The following is a 1,498-nucleotide window of genomic DNA, read 5'->3' as shown; positions in this document are numbered from 1 at the left end:
AACGCGAACGAAACAACTCATCGGCAGGCAACTGCTCGGCGGCAGGACGGCGTGTACGCATGGGCGAAAACTGCCAGAAACCAGTTCGTAGAGTAACGAAAACTGGCAATTCCAGCACACCTAAAACGCAGGTTAAGCCTTGCAATGGATGCAGCCTGGGGGTTTTTCAGGGGCGACTAAATAAACCATCTATTTTTAGCGAAGAAGAGCTTGTGAAAAGTGCAGGTGCTGAATATCTGCGCTTGACAGTAACAGACCATCTCGGACCGCGTGCAGAGGATATAGATACATTTGTTAAAATGGAGAGGAACATGGCACCCAATGAGAGGCTACATGTGCACTGCGGGGTTGGTCAAGGTCGTACAGGCATCTTCATTGCTATGCACGACATTCTGAGAAATGCTCATTTAATATCGTTTGAAGACATCATCAAGCGGCAACTGGCATTTAACCCGGGTCGAGCTCTAGATTTCAATAAAGATGTCTCTCACGAGGGGCGTTCAGATTTTCGTAATGATAGACTGGAACTTATTACCTTGTTTTACGAGTACGCCAAGTCAAATCCAAACGGGCAACCCGCGTTATGGTCCGAATGGCTTAGGGAAAATCTGAACAACAATCCTGATCTGCCATAATAGATCAACGGCCTGAGTGAGGGTCGGGGGTCGGCAGAAGTTGTTGAAAAATCCTTTAATGACAGTCAGTTGGGGTTTAGCCGACATACGTGTAAAAATGACTCGCAGAATCCGATTTCTTTTGTGAAAACATGAAGTTGCCAGATAAAACGGCGCTTCCATCGGCTCATCCACTACCTGGTCCCTTTCGAGGTTCGGCACGCTGCAACTGTCTTGCGGCGACTGTGCGAGACCGGTCGGTCGCAGTGTGGGTATAGACGGATGCCGCCGGCTTCACAGCAGAGCACACAAGGACTATTCGGGAGTACACGCGGCCGGGATTGAGGGCCGGCAGGAATCTGTGAAAAAATTCTTTACTAACAGCAATTTATCCCACTTTTGGCTGTTTTTTACACGAATCCCTGCCGACCCTCAATCCGGGCAAAAGTAGTGCGAAGAAGTTGCTCGTTGAACCGGATTGGTCGTATGTGCACGCCGAGCTGCAGCGGCGCGGCATGACGATCACGCTATTGCATGAGGAATATGTCCTTGGCTTGGAAGCCGGGGCGATGTCAGAGACCGAGTTCCGACGCCGCTACCGCCGCTATGCGCGTAAGCGAGGACTGGTCATGCGTCAGGTGCGTGTACCGGGACAACAGCTGTTTCTGGACTTCTCCGGAGTGCGCCCTTCGATCACTGATCATATGACCGGCGCAACAACCCCGGTGGAGCTCTTCGTGGCGGTCATGGGTGCCAGGGGTTCTACCCCGATATCACGGACGGTTGTAAAAGAGCTGCAACCTTCTGATCCTGCTTGGCCGCCCTTCGCCGCATCCTTGGGTTGTGGCGTCGCTCGATGTAGTCAAACACATCCGCTCTTGCTC

The 1,498-nt window shown here is 51.8% G+C and carries 1 protein-coding gene and 1 pseudogene; one reads left to right on the top strand and one right to left on the bottom strand.

Going from position 1 to position 1,498, the window contains the following annotated elements:
* Window positions 1-59: 59 nt before the first annotated feature.
* Complete coding sequence (locus F7R02_RS25335; protein WP_151210317.1) at window positions 60-635, top strand: phosphatase domain-containing putative toxin; 576 nt, start codon at window positions 60-62, stop codon at window positions 633-635.
* Between the two features lie 741 nt (window positions 636-1,376).
* Here F7R02_RS25335 and F7R02_RS25320 read toward each other — a convergent pair.
* Window positions 1,377-1,498, bottom strand: a pseudogene (locus F7R02_RS25320) (IS3 family transposase); the annotation flags it as partial.

The organism is Xanthomonas cissicola (assembly GCF_008801575.1).
In the GTDB taxonomy this organism is placed as follows: Bacteria; Pseudomonadota; Gammaproteobacteria; order Xanthomonadales; family Xanthomonadaceae; genus Xanthomonas; species Xanthomonas cissicola.
The sequence above is the reverse complement of the archived record's forward strand: the minus strand, read 5'-3'. Positions and strand labels throughout refer to the sequence as shown.